General features: G+C 71.3%; 17 protein-coding genes. 11 read left to right on the top strand and 6 right to left on the bottom strand.

Features of this window, described 5'->3' with window-relative positions; all coding sequences use genetic code 11:
• Positions 1–672, top strand: a 672-nt coding sequence (locus H5J30_RS02760; RefSeq protein ID WP_181785533.1) for a response regulator, incomplete at its 5' end; no start/stop codon positions are given.
• Positions 669–1,367 carry a response regulator gene (locus tag H5J30_RS02755; RefSeq protein WP_181785532.1) on the top strand — a complete coding sequence of 233 codons (699 nt, stop codon included), beginning with the start codon at positions 669–671 and terminating at the stop codon, positions 1,365–1,367. The genes H5J30_RS02760 and H5J30_RS02755, both read left to right, overlap by 4 nt.
• Before the next feature lie 4 nt (positions 1,368–1,371).
• On the opposite strand, the gene H5J30_RS02750 is transcribed toward H5J30_RS02755, so the two are convergent.
• From H5J30_RS02750 to H5J30_RS02730, 5 genes are all read right to left on the bottom strand, one after another.
• The gene (locus tag H5J30_RS02750) at positions 1,372–2,208 is read right to left on the bottom strand and encodes a phosphotransferase (protein WP_181785531.1); all 837 of its coding nucleotides are present in this window, start codon (positions 2,206–2,208) and stop codon (positions 1,372–1,374) included.
• A 40-nt stretch (positions 2,209–2,248) separates the two neighbouring features.
• Positions 2,249–3,535 carry an MFS transporter gene (locus tag H5J30_RS02745; RefSeq protein WP_181785530.1) on the bottom strand — a complete coding sequence of 429 codons (1,287 nt, stop codon included), beginning with the start codon at positions 3,533–3,535 and terminating at the stop codon, positions 2,249–2,251.
• Positions 3,536–3,593: 58 nt separating this feature from the next.
• On the bottom strand, positions 3,594–4,988 hold the full coding sequence (locus H5J30_RS02740) for an FAD-dependent oxidoreductase (protein WP_181785529.1): 1,395 nt from the start codon (positions 4,986–4,988) through the stop codon (positions 3,594–3,596).
• 201 nt (positions 4,989–5,189) lie between these two features.
• Positions 5,190–6,254, bottom strand: a complete 1,065-nt coding sequence (locus H5J30_RS02735; RefSeq protein WP_309505410.1) for a sugar-binding transcriptional regulator — start codon at positions 6,252–6,254, stop codon at positions 5,190–5,192.
• 63 nt (positions 6,255–6,317) lie between these two features.
• Complete coding sequence (locus H5J30_RS02730; protein ID WP_181785528.1) at positions 6,318–7,214, bottom strand: helix-turn-helix transcriptional regulator; 897 nt, start codon at positions 7,212–7,214, stop codon at positions 6,318–6,320.
• A gap of 262 nt (positions 7,215–7,476) precedes the next feature.
• Here H5J30_RS02730 and H5J30_RS02725 point away from each other — a divergent pair, with 262 nt between their 5' ends.
• From H5J30_RS02725 to H5J30_RS02700, 6 genes are all read left to right on the top strand, one after another.
• Positions 7,477–8,493, top strand: a complete 1,017-nt coding sequence (locus H5J30_RS02725; RefSeq protein ID WP_181785527.1) for a zinc-dependent alcohol dehydrogenase family protein — start codon at positions 7,477–7,479, stop codon at positions 8,491–8,493.
• 23 nt (positions 8,494–8,516) lie between these two features.
• A complete protein-coding gene (locus H5J30_RS02720; RefSeq protein ID WP_181785526.1) occupies positions 8,517–8,927 on the top strand; it encodes a (R)-mandelonitrile lyase in 411 nt (136 codons plus the stop codon).
• A 61-nt stretch (positions 8,928–8,988) separates the two neighbouring features.
• Positions 8,989–9,654, top strand: coding sequence for an SDR family NAD(P)-dependent oxidoreductase (locus tag H5J30_RS02715; protein ID WP_181785525.1), 666 nt, complete (start codon positions 8,989–8,991; stop codon positions 9,652–9,654).
• 163 nt (positions 9,655–9,817) lie between these two features.
• Positions 9,818–10,585 carry an SDR family NAD(P)-dependent oxidoreductase gene (locus H5J30_RS02710; protein ID WP_181785524.1) on the top strand — a complete coding sequence of 256 codons (768 nt, stop codon included), beginning with the start codon at positions 9,818–9,820 and terminating at the stop codon, positions 10,583–10,585.
• 335 nt (positions 10,586–10,920) lie between these two features.
• Positions 10,921–15,453 (top strand): DUF6531 domain-containing protein, encoded by a 4,533-nt coding sequence (locus H5J30_RS02705; RefSeq protein ID WP_181785523.1) that lies wholly within the window; start codon positions 10,921–10,923, stop codon positions 15,451–15,453.
• Between the two features lies 1 nt (position 15,454).
• A complete protein-coding gene (locus H5J30_RS02700; RefSeq protein ID WP_181785522.1) occupies positions 15,455–15,748 on the top strand; it encodes a hypothetical protein in 294 nt (97 codons plus the stop codon).
• 23 nt (positions 15,749–15,771) lie between these two features.
• Here H5J30_RS02700 and H5J30_RS02695 read toward each other — a convergent pair whose 3' ends face one another.
• Complete coding sequence (locus tag H5J30_RS02695; protein ID WP_258563051.1) at positions 15,772–16,818, bottom strand: hypothetical protein; 1,047 nt, start codon at positions 16,816–16,818, stop codon at positions 15,772–15,774.
• A gap of 277 nt (positions 16,819–17,095) precedes the next feature.
• On the opposite strand from H5J30_RS02695, the gene scoE reads away from it, so the two are divergent.
• The 3 genes from scoE to H5J30_RS02680 form a co-directional block, all read left to right on the top strand.
• Positions 17,096–17,986: a (3R)-3-[(carboxymethyl)amino]fatty acid oxygenase/decarboxylase gene (gene scoE / locus H5J30_RS02690; RefSeq protein WP_445194932.1), complete on the top strand. Its 891-nt coding sequence runs from the start codon at positions 17,096–17,098 to the stop codon at positions 17,984–17,986.
• A gap of 31 nt (positions 17,987–18,017) precedes the next feature.
• The gene (locus H5J30_RS02685) at positions 18,018–18,569 is read left to right on the top strand and encodes an FcoT family thioesterase (RefSeq protein ID WP_181785521.1); all 552 of its coding nucleotides are present in this window, start codon (positions 18,018–18,020) and stop codon (positions 18,567–18,569) included.
• Between the two features lie 43 nt (positions 18,570–18,612).
• On the top strand, positions 18,613–23,263 hold a 4,651-nt coding region (locus tag H5J30_RS02680), incomplete at its 3' end, for a type I polyketide synthase (protein ID WP_181785520.1).

Genomic DNA, 23,263 nt, shown 5'->3' with positions numbered 1-23,263 from the left:
CCGGGTCCGGAAGCGGCGGGTGCGGCGGGCCCGTCGGAGAGGGAACGGGCGGACACCTGGCCGGAGACGACCCGGCTGCGGCAGTGGCTCAGCGGCCGGCCCGGGCAGGTGCTGACCGGCCGGCACGTCCTCATCGTGGACGACGACATCCGCAACGTGTTCGCCCTGACGCACATGCTGGGCCGGGTCGGGATCTCCGTGAAGTACGCCGAGAACGGCCGCGAGGGCCTCGACGTCCTGGACCGCTCCCCGGAGATCTCGCTGGTGCTGATGGACATCATGATGCCGGAGATCGACGGCTACGAGGTGATCCGGACCATCCGCGCCACACCGCGCCTGGCCGCCGTGCCGGTCATCGCCCTGACCGCCAAGGCCATGCCGGGCGACCGGGAGAAGGCCATCGAGGCCGGTGCCGACGGCTACGTGCCGAAGCCGGTCAACGTCGACCGGCTGCTGGCGGCGATCTACGAGCAACTCGACTCGCACGACCGGGAGGTCGGCGGCCACCCGGCCGGGGAAGGCGGCCCCGCGGACTCCGGGACCGGGGACACCCGGGCCGCGGACACCGCGGTCACGGACCTCGGAGCCCGCCGCGACGACTCGCACCGTGGCGACTCGCACGGCGACGATTCGCGCGGCGACGACCCGACGGCACCCGGGCGGGCCGCATGACGACCCCCGCCACCCCGACGCCACCGCCCGTTCCGGACCCGGCCGGCATCCTCATCGTCGACGACATGGAGGAGAACCTGGTCGCGCTGACGGCGGTGCTCGGTCCGCTCGGCCAGCGCGTGGTCGTCGCCCACTCCGGCGAGGAGGCACTGAAGGCGATGCTGCGCCAGCAGTTCGCCGTCGTCCTGCTCGACATCCTGATGCCGGGGATGGACGGCTTCGAGACCGCCGCGAACATGAAACGCCTCGACCAGACCAAGGACGTCCCGATCATCCTGCTCACCGGCCACGGCATCGACCCCGACTACGCCTACCGCGGCTACGCCGTGGGCGCCGCCGACTTCCTGTCCAAGCCCATCGAGCCCTGGATACTGCGCACCAAGGTCAACGTCTTCCTGGAGCTGCACCGCAAGAACCGGCAACTCGCCGTGCAGGCGGAGCAGTTGCAGCGGCTGCTGATCACCGACCAGGACGGCGCCACGGGGTTCGGAGAACGGCTCAGCGACGTCACCTGGCGGCTGATGCAGGTCGAGTCGCTGCTGCGGGAGGGGGCGAACCTGAGCGGGCCGGCCCTCGCCGACCGGATCAAGGACCTGGAGGCGTCGGTGCGCGGCCTCGCCCGGCACGGCGGTACGGACCCGGACCCGGACACCGGTGAAGGCGCCGCGGCGACCGGCAACGGGAGCGGCCGGTAGACCCTCACCGGTCCCGACCGAGTGCGGCACGTACCTGTGCGAGCCCCGCCACCCTCCCGCGGGCCCGGTCGGGCATGCGGTCGTCCCGGCGCCAGCGCCAGGCCGAGAAGATCGCCCAGCCGAGGGCGCGGCACTGCTGAAGCCGTCGGTGGTCGGCTCCCGCATAGTGCTGTGCCACGTCCTCCGGCGCATGGGCGAGGTCGAACTCGACCGGCCCCCGGCAGCAGGTGGCGAGGTCGACGAAGAGCGGCCCCCTCCTCGTGCTGAGGAGGTTGCCCGGATGCGGCTCGCCATGCAGCAGCTGGTCGCCCGCGCTCCCGGTGCCGATCGCGGCACCGAGGCCGCCGAGGGTGTCGCGGAGGAACTCCCGGTCGGCATCGGGCAGCTCGGGAGAGCGTTCCGGGTCGTTCACCTCCCGCAGCGCCCCGGCGACCCGATCGGTGAAGTGCGGCGCGTCCAGAACGATCCGGCGCAGGGCGGCGTGGTGCCGCATGAGCACGTCCGCGTAGTCGGCCGGCGTGATCTCCGGTCCCGCGGGTTCGTAGTAGCTCCACAGTGAGACGGCGAAGCCGTCGCGTACGTACACCCGCGGGTCGACGCGGGGTTCGAGCTCCGCCACCGGAGCGCCGGCGTCGGCGAGACTGCGGGCGGCCGCCACTTCGATCTCGGAGTCGGCCAGCTGCCCCGAAGGCGCGACCCGCGCCAGGACGTCGCACGGGAGCAGGCGCAGCACGACGCGGTCCGAGTCGTTGACGACGACCGCATCGTCGACCCGAAGGCCCAGCTCCGCGGCGGTCGCCCGGCCGGCCGCGACCGCACGACGGAGTTCCGACGGCTCCATACCGTCCTCCCTTCACGGGTCGAGGGTAGTTCCGGCGCGACTAGGACGCGGCGGCGGTCGTTTTGTCCAGCCGGGGGCCTTCCGCTACGAAGGACAGCTCCCGGCCGTCCCGCAGGCCGGAGACACCGATGAGCGAGAGCACGCACATGAAGATCATCAGCGTGGACAGGGCCCACGTGCCGCCGGTGAGCGCGGTCAGGGCGGCCGCGATGAACGGCAGTGTGCCGCCCGCGATCGCGGCGGCGAACTCCCGGCTCACCGCCACCCCGGTGTACCGCACATGGGTGTCGAACTGCTCGGGGAGCATCGCCGCCTGGGCACCGAGCATCAGGTCGTTGGCGAAGGTGAGCATCAGGGTCATCGCGATCCACACCGCCCAGGAATGGCCGGTGTCGAGCAGCCAGAAGAAGGGGAACGCGAGGAAGGCGCACAGCACGGCCCCCGACGCGAAGACCGGTTTGCGGCCGCACCTGTCCGACAGCGCCCCGGCCAGCGGAAGGGTGACCACCTTGACGGAGTTGGCGATCAGGAGCCCGATGGTGCCGACGCTCGCGGCCATGCCCAGGTCGTCCTCGATGTAGGTGAGGGCGTAGACGCTGGGCACGTAGGTCGCGACGTTCGGGCCGATGTTGGTGAGCAGGCACCGCAGCAGCGTCCGCGGCTCGTTCCGGACCAGGTGCAGGGCCGGGGTCGGTGTCCGCTCGCCCTGCTCCCGGGTCCGGTCGAACGCCGGTGTCTCGGCCACGCGCATGCGGATGTACAGGCCCACCGGCAGGATCAGGATGCTGAGCAGGAAGGGGACCCGCCAGCCCCAGGACGTGAACTGGTCGTCGGGGAGCATGGTGAACGGGGTGAAGACGGCGGCGGCCAGGATGACGCCGACCCCGTTGCCGGTGGGCGGAATGGCCGCGTACAGGCCGCGCTTGCGGGGCGGCGCGTGCTCGGCCGCCATCAGCGCGCCGCCCGCGTACTCCGCTCCGGCGCCGAGGCCCTGGAGGATGCGCAGGAACACCAGCAGCGCGGGGGCGGCGACACCGATGCTGTCGTAATCGGGGATGAGGCCCATGAGGGTGGACGCCACCGCCATCAGGCAGAGCGTGATCACCAGGACCTTCTTCCGGCCGATCCGGTCGCCGTAGTGGCCGAAGAGGAGGCCGCCGAAGGGGCGGGCGAAGAAGCCGACGGCGAAGGTGGCCAGTGCGGACAGCGTCCCCACCATCGGGTCGTGGCCCGGGAAGAAGACCTCGTCGAAAACCAGCGCGGCGGCGGTCCCGAAGAGCATGAAGTCGTACCACTCCAGGGCGGTGCCCACGGTGCTGGCGCTCACGACGCGACGAATCACGGTGTGTCCCTTCGTTCAGGGTGTGCCGGCCGGTGCGGCACGGTCAGCCGACGGGGGCGGACTCGAAACGGGGGCCCAGGTAGGCGCCCTGGGCGAGGAGCAGGCGCTGGAGCGCGGGCACGTCGACGGCGCGGGGGAGTACCCCGTCCCGCTGCGCGAGGGCGGCCGCCACCCCCGCGGCCTCGCCCATCGCGAAGGACGGGGGCATGACGCGGATCGCGGCGAGCGCCTCGTGGGTCGCCGAGACGCACCGCCCGGACAGCAGCAGGTTGTCCAGGTCCCGGGGAACGAGGCTGCGGTAGGGGATCTCGTAGATGTTGGCGGTGGGCGGGATGCCGTCGTCGAAGGGGCCGTTCGGGCCGGTCGGGCTGTGGATGTCGACGGGGTAGCCGGCCACCGCGACGGTGTCCTCGAAGGCGTGCCCCGAGGTCAGTTCTTCGAGGGTGAGGAGGTGCTCGCCCCGGATGCGCCGGGTCTCGCGGACGCCGACGGTGGCGGCGGTGTCGAGCAGCCGGCAGTTCCGCATCCCGGGCAGCCGCTCGCGGAAGAACCGCATCAGCTCGACGACCTGGCGGCGGGCCGTGATCTCCCCGGCGGTGAGGTCGTCGGCGTCCGTGCCGTCCAGGCCGAGCACGCGCGTGGTGTTGATGCGCCACACCCCCGGCTCCAGGGTCTTGAAGAGCTGGATGCCCCGGCGGGGGAGGGTGAAGGAGCCGTCCGCGCTCGCCTGCTCCACGAGCCCCTGGAACGGGAACCGCTCCTCCGGGTGCGCGTCCTGATACGCCCGTACGGCGTCGTCGTCGACATCCGCCACGCGGAAGAACAACGTCATCGGCTGCGTCCGGCCGTCCCCGTCCCGGCCCACGTCGAAGCCGGCCCCCGCGCGGGCGGCGACGTCGCCGTCCCCCGTGCAGTCGACGACCGTGGTGGCGGGGAGTACGCCGAGGCCGCTCTTGTTGCCCACCACCACACCGGTCACCCGCCGCCCCTCGGTGAGGGTGTCGGCGACGAAGGTGTGCAGCAGCAGCTCGACCCCGGCCTCCTGGCACATGTCGAGCGCGACCGCCTTGGCCGCCTCCGGGTCGAACGGGGTCACCGCTTCGTGCCCGTACACCATGAAGCCCGAGTACGGGCTGCCGGAACGGGTCTCGGAGGGGTGCACCGCGCCGCCCACCCGGACCATGCGCCGCACGAACTCGTCGAAGATCCCGCGGACGAGCTGGGTCCTGCCGTCGAGCGAGAAGGACGTCATGCAGGGACCGACGAGGCCGGCGGTCAGATTGCCCCCGAGGAACCCGAACCGCTCCACGAGCCGGACCGAGGCCCCGTTGCGGGCGGCGGCCAGCGCCGCGCCCAGTCCGGAGGGGCCGCTCCCCACGACGAGGACGTCGGTGGGCTCGCCCACCGGGAGCTGACGGGTGTACGTGTGGCTGGGCATGGTGGAACAGACCTCCGTGACAGGGGGTGCGGGGGAGGGGCCCGCTTGGTTCTGCGGCTCACGGGCCCGGTGGTGCCCGCCACCATGCCTGCTCCCGTGCACGTTTTACCAGGGCAGTGCACACATGTGCACCGTGAGTCGATCGTGCGTCTGACCAGCGCGTACGGGTGCCTGCGGGGTGGGGAGCCGGGGGCGGTGCGGTCAGGCGGACGGCGCGGCGGGGCCGTCGAGCAGGAGGACGGCGGTGCGCTCGTCGATCACCAGTTGGGTGATGTGGTTCCCGGCCAGGGCCGCGCGCAGGGCATCGATCTTGTGGTCGCCGGAGACGGCGCAGATCCGGTGGCCCACGTCCCGGAAGCGGTCGAGATCGGGGCCGCTCGTACGGTCGTTGAGACGCACCCCGCGATGGCTCCCGTCGGAGCGCATGAAGACCGTGGCGATGTCGCCCACCACCTCGTCCTCGGCGAGGGAGGCGAAGTCGGACTCGTCGAGGTAGTAGCCGGCCAGGTAGGGGCTGCTGGGCATCCCGTCCGCCACCGTTCCCACGCTGAACAGGGCCGCGTCGGCGGTCTGCTGCAGCTCGGTGACCCTGCGTACCATCCGCTCGCGGAACAGCGCGCGCTTGGTCTCCGCCGAGTCGAAGAACAGCGGCACCGGCAGCTGCTGGACGACGGCGTCGAAGGCCGCGCCGAACGCCGAGAGCATCTGGTAGGAGTAATGGGTGCCGGTGACCCGCGAGTTGCCGGCCCCGTTCAACTGCACGAACTGGCAGTTGTGGACGGGCTTGGGGATCAGGCACCGGCTGATGGCGTTGACCATGGTGCCCCAGGACAGGCCGATGACCATGTCGGAGTCGAAGACGGAGTTGATCACCCGGGCGGCCTGGATGGCCGTCAGCTCCAGTCGCTCCACGTTGGTGGCGGCGGCCGGGACCCGGGCCACGTGGGCCCGGACGCCGAACTGCTCCCGCAGCCGCCCCTCCACCACGCCCACCCGGGCCTGGGGGCGGTGGATGCGGATCTCCACCAGCCCGGTGTCCCTGGCGTAGCCGAGGAGCCTGGACACCGTGGAACGCGAGGTCCCCAGCTCCTTGGCGATGGCGCCCATGGTGGCGCGCTGGAGGTAGTACTGCTGGGCGACGCGAAGGGCGGTCTCGACCCTGCCGTCCGCCGGCACTCCGGGCGCCTCCGGCTCGTAGCGGTCGGGATCCCCGTCCTCCTGAAGCGGCCGGCGGGGCGCATCCCCGGGCATATCCGCAGGTCCCACGCCCGTCATCCTAGGGGAGGGACGAGGGGGTACGGCACGTCGGGCCCGCGGCGGTGTCCGGCGTCATCCGGTGGCGGTGCGCGGGGAGGCGGCGGCTTCGGTGTCCTGGGTGGCGGTCCAGGAGGCGAGGAGGCGCAGCCCCTCTTCGGAAGGGGAGCCGGGCTCCGCGGCGTAGATGGTGAGGGTGAGGCCCGGTTCCGCGGCCATCTCCAGGCCCTCGTAGGCGAGGGTGAGGTCGCCGACGGCGTGGTGGCGGAAGCGCTTGGTGCCGGTGCCGTGGTGGCGGACGTTGTGGGCGCCCCAGCGGGTGCGGAACTCCTCGCTGCGGGTGGACAGTTCGCCGACCAGGTCGTGGAGGTCCTTGTCGTGGGGATTGCGGCCCGCTTCGGTGCGCAGGATGGCGACGGCGATGTCGGCGAAGGCGTCCCAGTCGGGGTAGAAGTGCCGGGAGGCCGGGTCGAGGAACTGGAAGCGGGCCAGGTTGGCCTGGTTGCCGGGGGCGGCGTAGAGGTCGGCGTAGAAGGCGCGGGCCAGCGGGTTGGCGGCGAGGACGTCCATGCGGCCGTTGCGGACGAACGCGGGCCCGGCGGTGATGGCGTCGAGGGTCCACTGCAGGCTGCGGTGCGGCTTCCAGTGGTCCTTGGTACGGCGGCGGGCGGGCCGGGCCAGCGCGTCGGAGCCGTCGGCGGCCCGGGCGAGGTTCAGCAGGTGGGCGCGTTCGGCGTCGTCGAGCCGGAGGGCGCGGGCGACGGCTTCCAGGACGGCCGGGGAGGCGCCGGCGAGGTTGCCGCGTTCGAGCTTGGCGTAGTACTCGACGCTCATGTCGGCCAGCGCCGCGACCTCGCTGCGGCGCAGTCCGGGCACACGCCTCCTGCTGCCGGAGGGCAGCCCTGCCCGCTCGGGGGTGATCTTCGCGCGCCGCGAGGTCAGGAACTCGCGGACCTCCTCACGGTTGTCCATGTCTTCGACGGTACGGCCTGCCGGGCCGCGCAGGGATGTACTGCCGGTACACCCCTCGTCAGTGACTCGCTGCCCCGGCGGGATCAGGGTTGCCTGGAGGACGTGGCACTCGCCGCCCGCCTGCGCAGCAGGCGGGGCCGGGCGCCCGCCCGGGCCCGGGGGCAGCGGTCTCGCCTCTCCGCCCCGGGACCCGCCACCCGTTCGGCGGCCTGCCGGCGTCCTTCCGGTGCCGGCGGCCTCAGCAGGCAAGGAATCCTTCTCCATGCGCGGTGCAGTGATCCACGGCCCCGGTGACATCCGCTTCGAGACCGTGGCCGACGCGAAGATCGTCAAGCCGACGGACGCCGTCATCCGTACGGCCGTGACCTGCGTGTGCGGCTCGGATCTGTGGCCCTACCGCGGTGCGGAGCCCACCGGGCGGGCCCACCCCATGGGCCACGAGTACGTCGGCTTCGTCGAGGAGGTCGGATCCGCGGTGACGGCGGTCCGGCCGGGCCAGTTCGTCGTCGGCTCGTTCGCCACCTCGGACAACACGTGCGCGAACTGCCGCAACGGGTTCCAGTCGAACTGCCTCGACCGCGAGTTCATGTCCACCTGCCAGGCCGAGTACGTCCGCATCCCCCACGCCGAGGGCACCCTCGTCGCCACCGACGACGTACCGGGTGAGGAGCTCTGGCCCGGTCTGCTGGCCGTCTCCGACGTCATGGGCACCGGCTGGTGGGCCGCCGACGCCGCCGAGGTGGGGCCCGGCTCGACCGCCGTGGTCGTCGGTGACGGCGCGGTGGGCCTCTGCGCCGTGATCGCTGCCAGGGAAGCGGGAGCGGAGCGCATCATCGCCATGTCGCGGCACGCACCGCGGCAGCAGCTCGCCCTCGCATTCGGCGCCACCGACATCGTCACCGAGCGCGGCGAGGCGGGCGTCGCCCGGATCAAGGACCTGACCGGCGGGATCGGCGCGGACTCCGTCCTGGAGTGCGTGGGTACCGCGCTGTCCATGCAGCAGGCCCTGCACTCCGCCCGCCCCGGTGGCAACGTGGGACTCGTCGGGGTCCCGCACGAGGTCGCCGTCGACGGGCGGGAGCTGTTCTTCTCGCACGTCGGCGTGCGCGGTGGCCCCGCCCCCGTACGCCGCTACCTCCCCGACCTGATCCACCGGGTCCTCGACGGGCGGATCGACCCGGGCAGGGTCTTCGACCTCACCCTGCCCCTCGACCAGGTCGCCGAGGGCTACCGGGCGATGGACGAGCGCCGCGCCGTCAAGGCCCTCCTCACCCCCTGACGCACCCCGCAGGAGGAACGAACATGCAGATCACCCGGAGCTCCCTCGACACCGCCAGGGGCCCCGCCGAATGGTTCACCGGAGACGTCTACATCGACGCCGTCGCCGCGGCCCCGGCCCCGGCCCGGGTCACCGCCAACCTGGTGCACTTCATGCCGGGTGCACGCACCCACTGGCACCGCCACCCACTGGGCCAGACCGTCTTCGTCACCGAAGGCGTCGGCCTGTGCCAGCGCCGCGGCGGGCCCGTCGAGGTCATCAGGCCGGGCGACCGGGTCCTGTTCGAGGCGGGCGAGGAGCACTGGCACGGCGCCGCCCCGAACCGGCTCATGGTCCACCTGGCCATCAACGAGGCCGACGCCGACCACGACGTCGTGCAGTGGCTGACCCCCGTCACCGACGGGGAGTACGCCGCCGCCCCGGCCACCGGCTGATCCGGACCGGGCCCACCGCCTTCCCTGTCCCGATCTCCCGATCTCCCGCGAAAGGCCCATCGTGACAACTCTTGCTCTCGTCGGCGCAGGCTCCGGTCTGGGGCTGGCGACCGCCCGCCGCTTCGGCCGCGAAGGCTTCGCCATCGCCCTCGTCTCACGGAGCCGGGACCGCCTCGACGCCCTGGCCGCCGAACTCGACCGGGACGGCGTCCACGCCCGCGGCTTCCCCGCCGACGTACGCGACCACCAGGCCCTGACCACGGCCCTGGACGCCGCGGCCGGCGCACTCGGCGCGATCGAAGTCCTGCAGTACAGCCCGGTACCCCACGCCGACTTCATGAAGCCGGTGCTGGACACCACCGCCGCCGACCTGGACGCTCCGCTCGCCTTCTCCGTCAAGGGCCCGGTCGCCTGCGTGAACGCGGTCCTGCCCGGCATGCGGGACCCGGGCCGGGGCACGCTGCTGTTCGTCAACGGCGGCACCGCCGTGCGCCCGCACCCCGACCGGGCCGGCACCTCGATGGCGTTCGCCGCCGAAAGCGCCTACGCGGCGATGCTCCACGACGCCCTCGCCCCGGAGAACATCCACGCCGCCCAACTGGTCATCCCCGGCGCCATCCGCCCCGACGCCGAGCACTCCAGCCCGGCGGCGCTGGCCGAGCGGCTCTACGCCATCCACACCGACCGCGAAGGCTTCCGCCACTACGCCGAACCGCTGCCCGACTGAACCGAGCACGGCCCCGCCACCTCCGGCGACCTGCTGATCCTCGGACACATCAACGCCGACGCCGACCGACTGGCCGGAGCCGGGCGCATCACCATCGAGACCGCCCCCTGACCCGGCGCGCCCGACCCAGGCCCGTACCGCGCACCTGCACAGGAAGACGCCCATGAACCCCACGTACGACTTCACCGGCCAGGTCGCCTTCGTCACCGGCGCCTCGTCCGGCATGGGCCTGGCCGCGGCCCGCGCCTTCGCCGAAGCGGGCGCCGCGGTCGCACTCGCCGACATCGACGACAACGCCGTCAACCGCGCCGCCAGGGATCTCACCGACACCGGCCACCAGGCCCTCGCCCTGATCTGCGACGTCACCCGGGAAGACCACGTCGCCGCCGCCGTCGACCGCACCGTGGGAACCTTCGGACGGCTCGACATGGCCTACAACAACGCGGGCATCATGGCGCCGCCCACCGACGCCGCCGACGAGACCGCCGAGCAGTACGACCGCGTCAACGCCGTGAACCTGCGCGGCATCTGGGCAAGCACGAAGCACGAGCTGCGCCACATGCGGGAGCAGGGCAGCGGCGCCATCGTCAACTGCTCCTCCCTCGGCGGCCTCGTCGGCAATCCGGGCCGCGCCGCCTACCACGCCGCCAAGCACGGCGTGATCGGCCTGACCAGGAGCACCGCCCTCGAATACGGCCCCCGGAGCATCCGCATCAACGCCGTCTGTCCCGGCACCATCAGCACCCCCATGGTCGACACCATGGTCGCCAGGGGAGAACTCGACCACGCCCGGGCCGAAGCCGGCCAGGCCATCGACCGGCTGGGCACCGCGGAGGAGATCGCCCAGGCCGTACTGTGGCTGTGCAGCCCGGGCGCCAGCTACGTCACCGGCGTCGCCCTCCCGGTCGACGGCGGCTACACGGCACAATGACAGCCTCGCCGCTCGGCCCCGGCAACAGACCTACCGGCCACCGTGCGAGGCCACTGTTCCGTCGCAACGACGACGAGTACGACTGCCTGATCGTCCTCGGAGAGCCGGCGGAGGCGCTCCGCAAGAAGCTGATGCCCTCGACCGCAAGAGGCCGGGAGAGGCAAACGGCCCGGCCGGGCTTGTGCAGCACACGTCACGACGGACCTGCTCACGCACCGCCCTTATCAACAAGATCATGTTGTAGAACTGGAGTGCTAGCGTGGTGTGAGCACCGTTGCCGTTGACCGGACGACAACAAGGGGTGGGTTGTGGGAAATCGTCCGACGGACTGGCATGTGCTCGACCTTGATGAGGACCCAGTACCGGGGGATCCGGAGCGGGTGAAGCAACTCGCCCGTGAGTTACACGACTTTGCCGATGACGTGGCGGATGCGCTGCGGCAGATCAAGGGCATGGCCGGTGAGGATGCCCTCCTGCGGTGGGCGGGGAAGACGGCGAAGGCGTTCCAGGACGAGTTCGAAGAGGTTCCCAAGAACCTGAAGAAGCTCCAGCGGTCGTACGACCTGGCCGGCGATGCGCTCGCGGCGTACTGGCCGAAGCTGGAGCGTGCGCAGTCGTTGGCGGACAAAGCGTTAGCCAGGGGCCGTGAGGCCCGCAACGAGTTGTCGTCGGCGACGGGCCGTCTCGATTCGGCGAATTCCTGGGTGGATCGGGCGACGAAGAAGAGTGAGGAGTACGACGAGAAGGAGGGCAAGGAGAAGCCGGACGAGTCGGAGGTACGGGCCGCCACCCGTAACGCCACCGACGCCAAGTCCGCCCGCGCCTCCGCGCAGACAGCGGTCGACAACGCGCAAGGCGGCCTCGAAGCCGCCAAGAAGATGGCCGCTGACGCGAAGAAGATGCGCGAAGATGCGGCGTCCGAGGCGAAGGACAAGCTGGAGGACGCCTCCGACGCCGGGATCCAGAACCGCAAGTGGTGGGAGAAGGCGGTCGACTGGGTCAAGGACAACTGGGACACCATCGTCAGCGTCTGCAAGGTCATCGTCGCGGTGCTGGGCATCGTCGTCCTGATCATCGGCGGACCGCTGGCCTGGGTCGTCCTTGCCGCCGCACTCGTCGTCCTCGCCGACACCCTCTACAAGTACGCGAATGGCGAAGCCTCTCTCTGGGATGTCGCCTTCGCCGCCCTGGACTGCATCCCGGGCATGAAGGGCCTCACCACCCTCGGCGGCCTGGCCAAGATGGCCAAAGGCATGAAGGGCGGCCTGGCCGCCGCCAAGGGCGGCTTGAAAGCCATGGCGGCAGGCGTCAAAGGCATGGGCAAGGCATTCCGCAAGAAGGCCGTGCAGATGTTCAAGCGCAACGGCTGCGGCGACCCCGTGGATGTGGCCACCGGCGAGATGATCCTCTCTGCCACGGACGTGGAACTGCCGGGAGTGCTGCCGCTGGTGATCGAGCGGCATCACATCACCACGTACACCGAGGGCCGCTACTTCGGCCGCTCGTGGGCGTCCACGCTGGATCAACGGCTGCAGTTGACCGAGGACGCGGTCCACTTCCACACCGCCGACGGCATGACTTTGGTCTACCCGATCCCGGTTGGCGACGGCCAGACCCCCGTCTACCCTGTCGTCGGTCCGGAGTGGGGGCTGACATGGAACGGCCGACCCGCTTCCCCGCTGGTCATCGAGCAGGGCGAAGCCGGTCAAGCGCTGCTTTTCGCGCCCGTACCGGGCCGTCCGAGTTCTGAGCTGACGATCTCCGCGTTGGTTGACCGCAACGGCAACCGGCTCGACTTCCAGTACGACGACGCTGGTCGGCTTCGCGAGTTGACGCACACCGGCGGCTACCGGGTCGGCGTTGCCACCTACCAAGGCCGGGTCACCTCACTGACGCTACTGTCCGACCCTGACGAGCCGTTGCTCGTGTCCTACGACTTCGACGACGCCGGGCTGTTGTCGAAGGTATTCAATTCCTCCGGCCTGCCCCTGCTGTTCTCCTACGACGCGGACGCACGGCTGACCCGCTGGGAGGACCGTAACGGCAGTTGGTACGGCTACGACTACGACGAGGCGGGCCGGTGTGTGCACTCCACCGGCACGGGCCAGGCGCTTGAGTACTCCTACCTCTACGAGCCCGATCAGCTGCGGACCACCGCCACCGACTCCCGAGGACATACCACCGTCTTCGAGTTCAATGACCGCTTCCAGCTCATCGCCACCACAGACCACCTGGGCCACGCCACCCTCCAGAACTTCGACGCCGATGGCCGCCTCGCCTCCACCACCGACCCCCTGGGACGCACCACCCGCTACGAGTACGACGACGCCGGCGACCTCACCGTCCTCGTCCTCCCCGACGGCACCCGCAAACAAGCCGTCTACAACGACTTGCGCCTGCCCACCGAGTTGATCGACGCCGACGGATCGCGCTGGGAGTTCGCCTACGATGCCCACGGCAACCGCACCACTACCCTCGATCCGGCCGGCCAGCGCACCCGGTTCACCTATGGTCCCCAGGGCGCCCTCTCCGGGATCACCGACGCGGCCGGCGGCGTACGCCGCGTTCGCTGCAACCCCGCCGGCCTTCCCACCGCCATCACCGACCCCGTCGGCGAGACCACCCATCTCACTCGCGACGCCTTCGGCCGCCCCGTCACTCTTACTGACCCGCTCGGCGCGCAGACCCACCACCGCTGGTCGATCGAAGGCCGTCTGCTGCAGCGCACCGATCCTCTCGGCGGCGTCGAGACCCTCCAGTGGGACGCCGAAGGCAATCTCCTCAGCCGTACCGAACCGGGCGGGGCCACCACCACCCACACCTACGGCGTATTCGATCTGCCCACCTCCACCACCGGTCCGGACGATGTCACGTACCGCTTCACCCGCGACACCGAACTTAATCTCACCCAGGTCATCGACCCGCAGGGCCGCACCTGGGACTACACCTACGATGAGGTCGGCCGTCTCGTATCCGAATCGGACTTCGACGGCCGCGTCACCACCTACGCATACGACCCGGCCGGCCGAATAAGCACATCCACCAATCCTGCGGGCCAACAGCTCCGCTACGACTACGACGCTCTCGGCCGGCTCACCACCAAGGCCAGTGGCGACGGTGACCTCCTCGCCCGTTACACGTACGACCCGGTGGGCCGCATGACCGGCACAACGACCCCCGGTGTCGACCTCGCCCGCACCTACGACCCGCTCGGCAACCTGGTCACCGAGACCGTCAACGGCCGCACCCTCACCCTCTCCTACGACTCCTGTGGCAGGCCGATCACCCGCACCACCCCCGCCAGCCACCACAGTCGGTGGACGTACCACCCCGACGGCCTCCCCGCGACGCTGACCACCGACGGCCGCACTCTCACGTTCGACCACGACCCCCTGGGCCGCGAGACCACTCGCCGAGTCCGCGGGCCTGCGGACAACCAGCTCACCTATACCCAGCAGTGGGACCCAGCCGGCCGCCTCACCAACCAGACCGTCACGAGCCCAGCCGGCTCCACCACCCGCACCGTCACCTCGCGCGCCTTCGGCTACCGTCCCGACGGGTACCTGACCCACTTCACGGATCAACGCGGCAGCACCCGCACCTACGACCTCGATCCCCTCGGTCGTGTCCTCGCAGCCACCACCCCCGCCGGACGGGAGGACTATTCCTACGACCCCACCGGAAACCAGACCACCGCCCACTGGACTGCCCCCGAGGATTCCCCCGCCACCGACACCATCGGTGATCGCGCCTACGAGGGAACCCTCCTCACCCAAGCCGGACGTATCCGGTACGAGTACGACACAGCCGGCCGCGTCACGCTCCGCCAACGCCGACGTCTCTCCCGCAAACCTGACACCTGGCACTACACATGGGACGCCGACGACCACCTCACCCAAGTCACCACCCCCGACGGCACAACCTGGCGCTATCACTACGACGGCGTCGGTCGCCGCACTTCCAAGGAGCGTCAGGACGCCACCGGTGCCGTCGTCGAGCGCACCGCCTTCACCTGGCACGAGGCCACCCTTGTCGAGCAGACCACCACCGCGGGCAATTGCGGCGACCACGACCGGGCCGACCCCCCCGAAACCCTCACCTGGAGCCACCGCGGCCTCCAGCCCCTCACCCAGACCCGTCACCTTCCTGGCCAGGACGAGTACGACCGCGCCTTCTTCACGATCGTCACTGACCTCGTCGGAACCCCCACCGAACTCGTCGACGACTTCGGTGCCATCGTCTGGCAGGAAAACGCTACCCTCTACGGCCTCCCACTCACCCGGAGGAACGACTCCCATACCACCCCCCTCCGTTTCCCGGGCCAATACGCTGACCCGGAAACCGGCTGGAACTACAACTACTACCGCCACTACGACCCTGCGACTGCCCGCTACACCAGCCTCGACCCCCTCGGGCTCACGCCCACACCCAACCCGGCAACTTACGTACATAACCCGCATACATGGGCCGATCCTCTCGGACTGACTCCATGCCCTCACACGGTTTATCGCAACCTAAGGCCGGATGAGGATCCGGCGCTGGGGCTGGTCGCAAAGAATCCGGACGCGACGTATACTCCTGCAGGGCACGTTTTGAACGGAAGTCGACCCGGATGGGCATCGCAATTTATCTCCACGACTCGCAGTTCCGACGTCGCCTTGAATTCTCAGTGGACGTCGGGGCGTGTCGTGGCCATCGATCTTCGCATGGTCCCGGGATCGGTTATCGACTTGTCCACTGACGCGGGCCGCGAACTGCACAATATACGAGGCTTCACCGCCATCAATCGAACCAAGTCCTCCGCAGAGGTTCTTATTACGGGACGTATACCGCCAGAAGCGATCACATGGGTTAAGGGAGGGCCGTGACATGGAAGATGCGACAACTCGCCTGGCTGAGGCGTGGGAAGTTTTTGATCTTGCGTTGCGTATGAGGGAGGGGCTGAATGAAGAATCTCTTGCCAATTTGAGGCAGGCGCTAGAGGATTGTGAGCGGGACTGGCGGTCAAAAGATCAAATTCCGCGTCTGGCTGTCAATATTCTGGTAGACATCTTTCCTGCAACTGAAGGCAATGCAGCGCTGTACGACAGGGCAGAACAAGAGAGAGTCATGCGAGTCGCGTTCGACCTCCAGGACCTCGTCGGCCGCTGTGTGGGCTTGTAGTGCACTGCCTAGGTTGAGCCCGTTCAGGCGGCCGGGCGGTAGCGGGAGAAGAACGGGATGGTCTTGGCTATCTGGACCCGGGTGTTCTCGCGTTCGTCCACGAACGCGCGCAACTCGTTCTCCCCGTCCACGTAGCACCACGGGAACTCCCGTACGTCCGTGCCGATCAGCTCGAACTGCCGTAGCGCCTCCTCCCAGCGCCCGCAGCGCGTCAGCGCCAGTGCGAGGTCGTTGCGGATTCCGATGACGGCCGGGTCGTCCGGGGGGAAGGCGGCGCAGGCGGACAGGGCGCCGTCCACTGCCGCGTGTACGCGTTGGCGGGGCACCGGGCCGCGGGTCGGGTGTTCGGTGAGGTACTCCGTCGCCGCCACAACCGGCAGGGCGGCCAGCAGCCGTCCCGGCCGGGCGCGTGCTGCCGCGGTCTCCGCGAAGTCGAACATCTCCTCGTGCGAGCCGTACCACTTGGCGCAGAGGTACTGCAGGGCGCTGGAGTGGCAGCCGTAGTGGTCGGGGTCGCAGTCCATGACGTTCAGCAGCAGCCGGTCGAAGACCGGGCGGGGGGCCTGGGTGCCGCGGGCGTGGTGCAGGGCGACGCACCAGGGCACCGGATCGCCGGGGTTGAGCTCCACCGCCTTGTCGATGAGCGGGGCGGCCCGGGCGAGGAGACGGAAGAACTCCTCGAACCGCCCCGCGGAGACGTGCTTGGCCCACGCGCCGGTCCGCGCCTCCCAGGCGCGGCGGATCTCCAGCTCCGCCGCGACGAGGGCCGCGTCCGGGTCGTCGCCGTCCTTCGCCTGCCAGTCCTCCAGCCACCGGGACCGGGTCAGGGCGACGTCGGCGAGCCGGCCCATGCACGTGTCGCGCCGCTCCCACGCCCGGCGGCGGCGGGTGTCGGCGAGCAGTTCGCGGGCCGGGCCGTGGTCGCCCTCCCATGCCGCGGACAGCACCGGCCGCAGTACGGGGTCGGGGCGGCCGACGCTCAGTTGCGTCAGCGGCGGCAGCGAGGCGCCGACGGAGCGCAGGTGGCGGACCACACGGGGGAAGGCAAGCACCATGGGCAAGCGCGGCATGTACATAGGACCGTGCGGACCCGGCCAGGGTTGTCCCTGGCAGATCACGGCTGGGCAACACTCAGGCCGGCGGCCGGCGGCCGGCGTTCGGGGTCCCGCCCTGCTTGCCCGGGGCCGGCTCGACCGCGCTGCGCGCGTGGCTCCGGCGCCGGTCCGCTTCTCTGGGGGCTACCCCAGCCTCCACCCCAGGTTCGGCACCGGGCCCCCTGTCCGGGCGTCGGCGCGCCCGTACGGTGAGCCTCGGTTCAGTGCCGAGCGCCAGGTGGGAGCAGTGCACGTGATCACTATTCCGCAGGAACAGTCCCTGATGGGTGTGGCCGTCGACGGCATGGACGTCCTCGGCGCACCGGACGCGGACCTCGCGTCGCTGAAGCAACTCGTCTACACCCACAAGATCGTGGTGCTGAAGAACCAGCGGCTGGACCCGGCCGAGTTCGTGGCGCTGGGCCGGCGTCTCGGCGAGGTGGAGACGTACTACCAGCCGATGTACCACCACCCCGAGCACCGCGAGATCTTCGTCTCCTCCAACGTGAAGAAGGAGGGGGAGCAGGTCGGCGTTCCCCAGACGGGGAAGTTCTGGCACCACGACTACTCCTTCATGCCGCGCCCGTTCGGCCTGACCCTGATCTACCCCCAGGTCATCCCGCGCGGAGAGCGCGGCACCTTCTTCATCGACCTGGAGAAGGCGTACGAGCAGCTGCCGCAGAAGCTGAAGAACGAGATCGAGGGCAGCCGCGTCCTGAACAGCGTGCGGCGGTACTTCAAGATCCGGCCGACCGACGTCTACCGCCCGATATCCGAGGTCATCGCGGAGATCGAGGAGACGACCCCGGCGATCGCCCACCCCACCGTCTTCCCGCACCCGGTCACCGGGCGGCCGGTGCTCTACATCAGCGAGGCGGTCAGCTACCAGCTGATCGACGGCGAGGGCAAGCCGCTGCGCGACGGGTTGCTGGAGGACCTCTTCGAGGCCGTCGGCCAGTCCGACCGCACCTTCACCCACCCCGCCATCCACCTGCAGCGGTTCGACGAGGGGGACCTGCTGGTCTGGGACAACCGCAGCCTGGTGCACCGCGCCCTGCACACGGTCAACCCCGAGCCCACGGTGTCCTTCCGGGTGACGGTCCACGACGACTACGACTTCTACCCCGGCATCGGCCGGCCCTAGGCGGCGACGGCGGAAGCGGGAGGAGGAGAGCGTGGCGGTCGGCGGCGACGAGGCGTTGCTGGAACGCGTGCTCCGGGTCTACAAGCCGCACTGCCGGTATCTGGAGTCGGCCACGGTGGCGGCCGGGGGAGATCCGGCGGACGAGGGCGGGCAGGTCGGCATCCGGGGCCGGTTCCACATCCCCGAGTCCTGCTACATCGACGACACCGGGCACTTCAACGCGGTCGAGTTCAACATCTGCTACAACCAGATGATCTATCTCCTGATGGCGAAGTCCGTCGAGCGGCGGCTGATGCGCTCCTTCGCCGGCTGGTCCATGGACGACTTCTGGGCGCGGCAGTTGGCCGACATGTTCATCGTCGACTTCCACAGCTCCTTCCGCCGGCACATGCGCGGTCGCCGCTTCTGGGGAGAGCTCGACGTCGTCGAGGCGTTCGAGGGCGACTGGGGCAGCGGCCCGTTCCTCTTTCTCCGTACGACGTGCCGGTTCGGCGAGGCGGACGAGCCCGCCGCCCACGGCAAGGTGCTGGTCGCCGTGAAGGCCGGCGCCGGCGCCGACGACTTCTCCGCCGCGACGGCGTAGACCGACCAGACCCTGCCCACGGATGACACGGGAGTACGGAGTCATGTCCACACCCCACGGCGAGCCCATCGCCGTCGTCGGTATCGGCCTGAGGTTCCCGGGCGACAACACCACCCCCGACGGGTTCGCGGCGTTCCTGCGCGACGGGCGGTCCGCCCTGCGGCCGCTGCCCACCGACCGGTGGGACCCCGTGGAAGCGGATCCCGACGACCCCGGGGCGCGGGGCGCCATCCGGTGCGCGCAGGGCGGTTTCCTCGACAAGCCGGACCACTTCGACGCGAAGTTCTTCAACGTCTCGCCGAAGGAGGCCGACTACGTCGACCCGCAGCACCGGGTCGCGCTCGAAGTCGCCTGGGAGGCCCTGGAGGACGCGGGCATCGACCCGGCTCCGCTGCGCCACGGCAACGGCGGCGTCTACATGGCCGTCAGCAACCTCGACTACATCGGGGAGATGAGTACGTACCCCCTGGACGACCTCAACGCCTACATGGCGACCGGAGGCACGTTCAGCGCGCTCTCCGGCAGGCTGTCCTACTTCCTCGGCTGGCGCGGCCCCTGCATGACGGTGGACACCGCGTGCTCCGCCTCCCTGGTCACGGTGCACCTCGCCGCGCAGGGGCTGCGCGCCGGGGAGACCGACCTCGCGCTGTGCGGCGGGGTCAACACCATCCACAGCCCGCGCGCGTACGTCATGGCCAGCAGCGGGAACATGCTCGCCCCCGACGGCGTGTGCAAGACCTTCGACGACGCGGCCGACGGCTACTGCCGCAGCGAGGGCTGCGGCGTCATCGTGCTCAAGCGGCTCTCCGACGCCCAGCGCGACGGCGACCGGGTCTACGCCCTCATCCGCGGTTCCGCCGTCGGCCAGGACGGCGAGTCCAGCTCCCTCATGGTGCCCAACGGCACGGCCCAGGAGCGGCTGCTGCGTACCGCCCTGGCCGGCGCCGGGCTGGAGCCGGGGGACGTTTCGTACGTCGAGGCCCACGGCACGGGTACGCCCCTGGGCGACCCCATCGAGATGGGCGCCATCGGCGCGGTGTTCGGCGCCTCGCACACCCGCGAGGACCCGCTGGCGGTCGCCTCGCTCAAGACGAACATCGGGCACATGGAGTCGGCCGCGGGCATCGGCGGCGTCATCAAGACCGTCCTGCAACTTCGCGAGGGCGCGCTGTACCCGCACCTGAACCTCGACACGCCCTCCCTGCGCATCCCCTGGGACGACCTCCCGGTCACCGTCCCCACCACCGGCCGGGAGTGGACAGCCGCCACCCGGCGCGCCATGGTCAGCGCCTTCGGGCTGACCGGCATCGTCGCCTCCGTCGTCCTCGAACAGGCCCCGGCAGCCGCCGCGGAGCCCGCCGCCGTCGCCCCTTCCCCCGCCGGTTCCCCCGCCGGCGAGGCGCACGTCCTCACCCTCTCCGCGAAGAGCCCCGGCGCGCTGCGCGGGCAGGTCCAGCGCTACCGGCGGCTGCTGCGCGACCACCCCGGGACCGAGGTGGCGGACCTGTGCCACGCCGCCGCCACCCGGCGGGCCCACTTCGACCTGCGTACCGCCGGGGTCGTCCGCGACCACGACGACGTCGCCCGCTTCCTGGACAACGCCCTCACCCGCTCCACGCGCCCGGACCAGCCGGCCGCTCCCGCCCGGGTGGCGTTCCTCTTCTCCGGCGGCGGCACGCAGTACGTGGGCATGGGCCGCCCGCTGTACGAGCGTTTCGCCGCCTTCCGCGAGCAACTGGACGCCTGCGACCGGCTGTTCGCCCCGCACCTGGGCCGGTCGATCCGCGACATGGTGCTCGGCGACACCGACGACGCCGAGTTGATCCACCAGATCCGGTACATGCAGCCTGCGCTCTTCGCGCTGGAGTACGCCGTCGCGCGGCTCTGGCTCTCCTGGGGCGTACGCCCGGCCGTCCTCGCCGGCCACAGCATCGGCGAGATCGTCGCGGCCACCGTCGCCGGCCTGTTCTCCCTCGACGACGCCGTCACGCTCATGGCCGCGCGCGCCCGCCTGATGGACGCGTCGCCGCCCGGTGCCATGGCCGCCGCGGAGGCGGGTCCCGCCGAGGTCGCCGACCTGCTGGCGGAGCACGGCGACCTGTCGGTGGCCGCCGTCAACGGCGCCCGGCAGATCGTCCTTTCCGGCGGCAAGGCGTCCCTGGCGAGCGTCGAGGAGGCCCTCGCGGAGCGCGGGGTCAAGACGAGGCGCCTCGCCGTGTCCTGCGCCTCGCACTCGCCGCTGATGGCCGAGGCCGCGGAAGAACTGCGGGCCGTCGCCGCGGGACTCACCTTCCACACGCCCGAGTTCACCCTCGTCTCCAACCTGACCGGCCGGGTGGCCGACCCGGCAGAGCTGTCCACGCCCGACTACTGGGCCCGCCACCTGCGCGAGCCGGTGCGGTTCGCCGAGGGCATGCGCGCCGTCGCCGAGCGCGGCCGGCACGCCTTCCTGGAGGTCGGCCCGGCCTCCGAACTCGTCGGCATGGGCAAGCAGGGCCTCGACGCGCCCGGCGACCACCTGTGGCTGAGCAGCCTGCACGCCGAGGACGACGACGGCACGGTGGCCCGCCAGTCCCTCGCCCAGCTCTACGCCGCCGGCGCCCCCGTCTCCTGGTCCGGCTACTACGGCGACCGCCCCCGCAGCACGCTCACCCTGCCGACGTACGCGTTCGACCGGCGCCGGCACTGGCTCCCCGCCCCGAGCGGCGGCGGCGCCGCGGCCCTCGGCCGCAACGACGTACACGCCCTGCTCGGCCGCGAGGTCTCCACCGACGAGCAACGCGCCACGGGTGTCCGGACGTTCTCCGTCCGCATCGACGCCCGCCGGCCCGGCTACCTCGCCGACCACAAGGTGATGGGCCGGGTCGTCTTCCCCGGGGCCGGCTACGTGGAGGCGCTGCTGGCGCTCCAGGACGCGGTCTACGGCGAGACGGGCCTCCCCCTCGCGGGGCTGACCATCCACGAGGCCCTGCTCCTCCCCGAGGAGGGCAGCGTCGAGCTGCGCACCCGGCTGCGGCCGGGCGACGGCGGCGGCCCGGCGCAGGTGGAGATCGTCAGCGTGGTGGAGAGCGAGGACCCCGGTGCGGAGCCATTCGAGCGGCGCCACGTCACCGCCACCGTCGACGCGGGAGCCGCCGCCGGACTCGCCGGGACGGAACGGTCCCTGCACGCCCTGCTCGACCGGGCGGGCGAGCCCCGCTCCCGGCGCCTGCCCGACGACCTGTACGCGGACTTCGCCGAGCTGGGCGTGGAGTACGGCCCGCACTTCCAGGGCGTACGGAACGTCGAGCGGCACGGCGACGACCTGGCCGTGGGCGAACTGCGCGGGCCGGACGCGGTCCCGGGCGAGTTCCTGCCGCCCGCCGTCCTCGACTGCGCGCTCCAGACCCTGACGGCCCTCGCCGACGACGACACCGTCGCCATGCCCGTGGGGTTCGCCCGCTGCCGGCTGCTGCGCAAGCCCCGCGGCAGCTCGCTGCGCAGCGTCCTGCGCGTCAACCCGCCCGCCGACGCGGACGCGGACGGCAGCGGTGGCCGCGGCGCGGCGGAAGAGGAGGAGCTGCCCACCGCGGACGTGCTCGTCCTGGACGGGGACCGCACGGTCTTCGTCCTGGAGGGCCTCACACTGCGGCGCGTCGCGAACGCCGCCCCCGACCGCGACCGGATGTACTCCGAGGTGCGGTGGGTCAAACGCGCGTTGCAGCCCACACCGCGCGAGCCGCGCCGGGTGCTGCTCGTCGGCCCCGAGCCCGCCGGCCTGCGCGCCCTTGCCGGGCCCGCCGAGGAGCACGACGTGACCCTGTCGGTCGCCGCCACCCCCGGGGAGGCCGTGGCGCTCCTCGCGGAGCGGCCCACCGACGTGTGCTGGTTCTGGCGGCCGCCGCGGGAGCCCGGCGAACCGCTGCCCGCCGAGTGCGAACGCAACTACCGCGATCTGCTGGCGCTGCGCGACGCGCTGGGGGAGGCGGGGTTCGGGCACGGGCAGCGGCTCTGGCTGGTCACCGAAGGCGGCCAGTTGCTCCCCGGCGACCGGCCGGAGGGACCGGAGGCACTGGACCAAGCCGCCCCGGTCGCCGCCACGCTGTGGGGGTTCGGGCACGTCATGTGGACCGAGCACCCCGCGTACGGTGTCACTCTCGTCGACCTGCCGCGGCCGGATTCGCCCGGCGCCGACGGCGCCGGATACCTGTCGCTGCTGGACGAGTGGACCGCCGCGGACTCCGCCGACTACCAGGTGGCGTACCGCTCGGGGCTGCGGCACGTGCGCCGCGTGTACGCCGAGCCGGGCGGCCCGCACGCCGACGTCGAGCTGGTCACCAAGGAGTACGGGCAGATCGGCGGCGTCGTCGCGGTGCCCCTCGCCCAGGAGCCCGCCCCCACCGGCAGCCGGATCCGGATCCGGGTCCACGCGGCGGGCCTGAACTTCGTGGACGTGGCGAACGTCCTGGGCCTGCACCGCGCGCTCGCCGAGGAGGCCGGGAACCCGCTGACGGAACTGCCGCTGGGCATGGAGTGCGCGGGCGTGGTGACGGCGGCCGGTCCCGACGCCGCGTTCCGCGTCGGCGACGCCGTCGTCACGGCCCACCTCGGCGCCCTGCGCCGGGAGTTGACGGTCGAGTCGGACAGGGCGGTGCCCAAGCCCGCCCGGCTCGGCTTCGCCGAGGCCGCCGGCCTGCCCATCGCGTACCTCACCG

The organism is Streptomyces phytophilus (assembly GCF_013870535.1).
Taxonomy (GTDB): domain Bacteria; phylum Actinomycetota; class Actinomycetes; order Streptomycetales; family Streptomycetaceae; genus Streptomyces; species Streptomyces phytophilus.
The sequence above is the reverse complement of the archived record's forward strand: the minus strand, read 5'-3'. Positions and strand labels throughout refer to the sequence as shown.

Coding starts and splice junctions, on each gene's coding strand:
- H5J30_RS02755 (WP_181785532.1), top strand. CDS start 669: ATGACGACCCCCGCCACCCCGACGCCACCGCCCGTTCCGGACCCGGCC.
- H5J30_RS02750 (WP_181785531.1), bottom strand. CDS start 2,208: ATGGAGCCGTCGGAACTCCGTCGTGCGGTCGCGGCCGGCCGGGCGACC.
- H5J30_RS02740 (WP_181785529.1), bottom strand. CDS start 4,988: ATGCCCAGCCACACGTACACCCGTCAGCTCCCGGTGGGCGAGCCCACC.
- H5J30_RS02730 (WP_181785528.1), bottom strand. CDS start 7,214: ATGGACAACCGTGAGGAGGTCCGCGAGTTCCTGACCTCGCGGCGCGCG.
- H5J30_RS02725 (WP_181785527.1), top strand. CDS start 7,477: ATGCGCGGTGCAGTGATCCACGGCCCCGGTGACATCCGCTTCGAGACC.
- H5J30_RS02720 (WP_181785526.1), top strand. CDS start 8,517: ATGCAGATCACCCGGAGCTCCCTCGACACCGCCAGGGGCCCCGCCGAA.
- H5J30_RS02710 (WP_181785524.1), top strand. CDS start 9,818: ATGAACCCCACGTACGACTTCACCGGCCAGGTCGCCTTCGTCACCGGC.
- H5J30_RS02700 (WP_181785522.1), top strand. CDS start 15,455: ATGGAAGATGCGACAACTCGCCTGGCTGAGGCGTGGGAAGTTTTTGAT.
- H5J30_RS02695 (WP_258563051.1), bottom strand. CDS start 16,818: ATGCCGCGCTTGCCCATGGTGCTTGCCTTCCCCCGTGTGGTCCGCCAC.